Here is a 5,005-nt window from a genome sequence, read left to right on the forward strand (position 1 = left end):
AGACAATGCGATCCGTGTGGCGAACTGGAAGCCATAGGACATGATGCCGAAAAGGATCGTCAGAAAGACGACCGCGATGAAGGCAAACTCGATCGCGACCGAGCCTTTTTCGTCACGGCACAAGCGGGCGGCTGTGGACGCCTCTCCGGGGGAAGGAGAAGCGTCCACCCACTGCCTGCGAAGTCTTCGTATAAAAGACAATTTCTTCTGACGATCTTCGCACACGGGTGTTAGCCACCTGAAGCGGAAGAGAGATCAGTTTTCACCGAGGTGAAAACCGAGCGCAAGCTACCACCAATCCCTTCGTCGCCGCCTACCAGCACCCAAAGACCGACAGCAATACCCGCAGCCAGAAGGCCATATTCCACGGCGGAGATACCGCTTTCATCCTTTGCGAAACGGCGCATGAACGCCTTCATAACAGTCACAGACATTTTAACCTCCACAAACAAACGCCGTTTCCGGCACCACTCCGGATCGCTCCCACGATCCGATCTTCACTTGCCTCCTGACTTCAGCCCTTCGCTCACCTGCCTAGCGGGTGGTCGTGGACCTGCTTTCCATCGGTTCCCCGATATTCTCGATATAGTTGTCGTAGATGCGGGCAGCCTCTTCCGCCTGCATGGGCGGTGTCTTGGCCGTCGCCGCATATTGCGCATCGAGCACCGCCTTTGCGCGTGACTCAACAACGGCTTCCTGCGGCACCTCGCAGGCACCAAGCGCAAACAGGGCAAGCATTGCGAGACCGGGCTGCATCTTCAGCGGCAGGGCTTTCATTACATTTCCTCCTGTTCAGATGATGCGGTGCCGGCTTGTGCGTGGCGCTTCACCCAGTCCATCGCAAATTGCTGCACTTCGGCGCGCTCATGGGCGGCAGGGATGCCTGCCAGCAGGCGGCGCGCCTCGCCTTCCTTTCCGGCAAGCAGAAGCGCGATCACCAGATTGTTGCGAATGGAAATGGAGGCAGGATCAAGCTCCTGCGCCTGACGCAGGTTGAACTCCGCCTCGCGGATGCTGTCGCCGCCGAGACAAAGCTGCGCATAGCCGAGATTGTTCAGGAACTCCGCGCTTGAGGGGCGAACAGCAACGGCCTTGCGGAAGTGGGACACGGCGGCAGCCCAGTCCCCCTGCGCGCCGCTCACACGGCCAAGCCCGCTATATCCTTCCGGTGCGAGCGGGCCGCGGGTCAGCGCGGAGAAGGCTTCCGCCGCTTCTTCATATTGCTCCGTGCCGAGAAGCGCCTCGCCATAAAGCTGCTGGAAGAAAGGCGTCTTCTTCTCCGCCACCGCATATTGATCGAGATAGGCAAGCGCGGCGCGGTAGCGACCCTGCTCCAGCAGGCCGTTCACCACTTCGAGATAGAGGCGCGATTTCGCGGCAGCATCCAGCGTGCCAACATCGCTTGCGCGCGGCGCGGTGGACGGAACGGGCTCGAACCCCATCTGCGCGCAACCGCCCAGAAGGAAGCAACAGAAAACAAACGCCGCCCGCTTCATCATTTGCCTCCCCTGTTACCCAATTGCTCGCCGGCCGAGACGAGAGCGCCCTTCAGATTCACAACGGCCGGACCCGCAAGCACCACCAGAAGAACCGGCATGAAGAAAAGGATCATCACCAGAGTGAGATGCGGCCCCTTGCGTCCCACCTGCTCGCGCACAGCGGCCATGCGCTTTTCCGACAGATCAATCGAGAAGCGGCGGAGCGTCGTGCCGAGTTCACCACCCTGAAAAAGTGCTTGCTTGATGGTGGAGGCGAGATCCTGACCTTCATCAATGCCGAGGCGCTGGCCGAACCGGTCTAGCGCCGTGTCGTAAGGCATGCCCGCATCAAGATCGGCGATGTGACGGCGCAGAACACCCCCAGTAACGGGTGCGGTGCCTGCAGAAATGCCGGCAACATAGCGCATGCACTGGTCGATGCTCACACCCGCATCAAGCGCCATCAGCATCACATCAAGAAGCGGCGGAAGCTCGCGGCGGATCGCGCTTGCACGGCGTTCGACATAGAGCTTCAGTGCGATCAGAGCGTAGCGATAGAAGAAGAAGCCGAAGACGAGCGCGAGCGCCACATCTATCGGTCCGAGCCCGTCGCCATCATAGCGCAGGACGAGCACGGTGATGGCAACGAGAAAGCCGATCAGATAGCGCAGCGCCACAAAGATGTAGAAGGCCGATCCCTGGAAGAAGCCAGCCTGCAGAACCAGCGCCCGCAGATCGCGGTTCACCCGCGCACCTTCCACCCAGCGACCAAACCGTTCGAGAAGATGAAGCCCCGCATCAAGCGGCGTGCGGCGGGTGCCGTCAGATATGAAAAGGCGTTCGAAGCGGGCAGCCACTTCCTGCCGGCGGATGATGGCCAGCATGGACATAGCCATCACCGTACCGCCCGTTACGAGCGCGGCAATCACAACCATCCATGTCAGAGCATCAACCACTCCGAAACTCCTAATAATTATTCGCGCGAATGACCTTGCGCATCATGAAGGCGCCGATCACCTGCGAGATGGCGCAGTAAATCAGCATCTGGCGACCAGCCGGTTCGTCGATGAACCAGCGCATATATTCCGGGCTCTGCATCATCACGATGGTGGCAACGAACATGGGCAGAATGCCGAGCACCCAGGCGCTGGCTCGGATCTGCGACGTCGTCACCCTCACCTCGCGCATGACGGCAGCGCGGCGGCGAATATTCTCGATCAGATTGGCGAGGATGGCGGTGAGCGACCCTCCGAAACGCAGATTGGTCTCGATCGCCACGCCGAAGAGACGCAGCTCATAAAGATCAAGCTCGCGCGCAAGCTGGTTGACGCTTTCGGCCACACCTGCGCCATTGGCAATGCGCCGGATGGCGGGCTGAAAGAACTCGATCACGATGGGCGGCGAGGATTGCGTTGCGCGGGCGAGCGCCACCGAGAGGCTGTTTCCCACAACGAGAAGCTGCCGCACGCGGTCAAAATAGCCAAGCATCGCATCGGACAAGGCGTCCATGCGCTTGCGGGCGCGATAATCGACAATTGCGGCCGTGATGAGAAACACGCTGATAAGCGCGAGCAGGGCGACCATGATGCCGAAGGCAAATGCCGCTGCCGTGACAATGCAGAGCGCGAAGATGCAGATCGAAAGGAAGCGGTCTTTCGAAATCTCGATGCCTGCCTGATAGAGCCGGTTCTTGACGATCTGCGGCAGAAGGGTCGTTACATCCGGCCAGTCGTTGCGGGCAAGGCCGCTCTCTCTCTCACTCTCCGACGGCGTGACAAGGCGGCTGAGGCGCAGCCCCACATCCTGAGCCTGCCGCTGGCGCCAGAGCATGAGAAGGATGCTCGCGCCGCTCGCAAGGCAGAAGATTGTCAGGATCAGGGTCGAGAACTGCATCATCTCCCGCTTCCCTCCTACACGGCGCGCTTCTTGTTCGGCTCGTCGACCTGCGTGAAGATTTCGCGAAGGGCATAGGCCGGCCCCTCCATTCCCACGACTTCACAAACCGAGAGAACCTTGCGCTTGCCATCCGGCTGGCGGGCCAGATGCAGCACGATATCGATCGCGCCCGAGATGAAGCGCCGCACAGCCTGCAAATCTGCCGAGAAGCCATGAAGGCCGATCAGCATTTCAAGCCGTTCCAGCGCATCGCGCGGGCTGTTCGCATGGAGCGTTGCCATGGAGCCGTCATGCCCCGTGCCCATGGCCTGCAGCATTTCAATAGCCTCGCTGGAACGCACCTCACCCAGAATGATGCGGTCAGGCCGCATGCGGAGCACGTTTCGCAGGAGATCCCGCGCCGTCACATCGGACACGCCATCGGGCGAGGCGGGGCGCGTTTCAAGCCGTACCACATGCGCCTGTTGCAAGCGCAGTTCCGCCGCATCCTCGATCGTGACCAGACGTTCCTTCGCGCCGATATAGGAACTCAGCACATTGAGCAGCGTGGTCTTGCCGGAACCCGTGCCCCCGCAGATGAGCATGTTTTTCTTTTCGCGCACGGCGGTTGAGAGATATTTCAGCACTTCCGGCGTCATGGTGCCGTTGCGCACCATGTCATCGCCGCTCAGCGGGATCTGCTTGAACTTTCGGATCGAGAGGATGGGCCCGTCGAGTGCCACAGGCGGAATGATGACGTTGACGCGGGAGCCATCCGGCAAGCGGCCATCAACATAAGGCGTGCCTTCATCCACACGACGGCCAATCGGGCTGACGATGCGCTGGATGATGTTCATGAGATGCGTGGTGTCGCGGAAGCGCGTCTGCACCGGCTCCAGTTCGCCAAAGCGCTCCACATAGATGCTGGCGGGACCGTTGACGATGATGTCATCCACCGTCGGGTCCTTGAGCAAAGGCTCAAGCGGACCGAAGCCGACGATCTCGTTCTGCACATCTTCGATCAGCTGCGCGCGCTCGCGCATATTGAGCGCAATGCCGCGCGAAAGGAGCACGACCGAAATCGCACGTGCAATCTCGTCCTGCAGGGCGGCGAGCGGCATGGTCTCGCCTTCAACATCCTGCTGGTCGAGATATTCGAGCGTCAGATCGAAAACACGGAACTTCATTTCCTGATAGCTGTCGGAAATGCCGATATCCGAAACCGTGCTACGACCGGAGAGCATATAGGGCTGCATGATCCTCATGAGAGCACCGCCCGCAATCTGCGCGTGAGGTTCCGCAGCGAGGTAGCACTGCCGTGATCTTCTTCGACGCGCGGGGTCAGGTTGAGCGCCTGCATATGGCGCGACATTTCCCGCGCATAATGCGAGGAAGGCACAAGGGCGAGCGGCTCGCCCCGGTTCACGCTCTCGGCAAGCTCCCGCCAGTCTGCTGGCAGCTCCAGCGCGCGCGCCGCGCCAACCGCATTGCGGATGCTGACGGGATCGGGGGCCATGCCGGGTGCAAATTCGTGGATCATCAGGACCGGCTCATCCCGCCCGCCGCGCAGATTGCGCACGAAGCGAAGCATTTCGGCTGCCGCCTTGATGGAGGTAAAGCGCTGGGTGCAAGGGAGGAAGAAGGGCGCGCCC

Annotated in this window: 8 protein-coding genes; all 8 read right to left on the bottom strand. The window is 60.8% G+C overall.

Going from position 1 to position 5,005, the window contains the following annotated elements; translation table 11 throughout:
* The coding region (locus WBF74_RS14745; RefSeq protein WP_424441270.1) for a TadE/TadG family type IV pilus assembly protein at positions 1-225 on the bottom strand (225 nt) is incomplete at its 3' end.
* Between the two features lie 5 nt (positions 226-230).
* Positions 231-434 carry a Flp family type IVb pilin gene (locus tag WBF74_RS14750; RefSeq protein ID WP_424441272.1) on the bottom strand — a complete coding sequence of 68 codons (204 nt, stop codon included), beginning with the start codon at positions 432-434 and terminating at the stop codon, positions 231-233.
* Between the two features lie 100 nt (positions 435-534).
* A complete protein-coding gene (locus WBF74_RS14755; protein WP_424441274.1) occupies positions 535-777 on the bottom strand; it encodes a hypothetical protein in 243 nt (80 codons plus the stop codon).
* On the bottom strand, positions 777-1,499 hold the full coding sequence (locus WBF74_RS14760) for a tetratricopeptide repeat protein (protein ID WP_424441276.1): 723 nt from the start codon (positions 1,497-1,499) through the stop codon (positions 777-779). Before WBF74_RS14760 ends, WBF74_RS14755 begins: the two co-directional genes overlap by 1 nt.
* On the bottom strand, positions 1,496-2,434 hold the full coding sequence (locus WBF74_RS14765) for a type II secretion system F family protein (RefSeq protein WP_424441278.1): 939 nt from the start codon (positions 2,432-2,434) through the stop codon (positions 1,496-1,498). Before WBF74_RS14765 ends, WBF74_RS14760 begins: the two co-directional genes overlap by 4 nt.
* A 10-nt stretch (positions 2,435-2,444) precedes the next feature.
* Positions 2,445-3,374 carry a type II secretion system F family protein gene (locus WBF74_RS14770; RefSeq protein ID WP_424441280.1) on the bottom strand — a complete coding sequence of 310 codons (930 nt, stop codon included), beginning with the start codon at positions 3,372-3,374 and terminating at the stop codon, positions 2,445-2,447.
* Between the two features lie 14 nt (positions 3,375-3,388).
* Positions 3,389-4,618: a CpaF family protein gene (locus WBF74_RS14775; RefSeq protein WP_424441282.1), complete on the bottom strand. Its 1,230-nt coding sequence runs from the start codon at positions 4,616-4,618 to the stop codon at positions 3,389-3,391.
* Positions 4,615-5,005: hypothetical protein (locus tag WBF74_RS14780; protein WP_424441284.1), on the bottom strand; the 391-nt coding region annotated here is incomplete at its 5' end. The genes WBF74_RS14775 and WBF74_RS14780, both read right to left, overlap by 4 nt.

The organism is Parvibaculum sp. (assembly GCF_049672805.1).
GTDB lineage: Bacteria > Pseudomonadota > Alphaproteobacteria > Parvibaculales > Parvibaculaceae > Parvibaculum.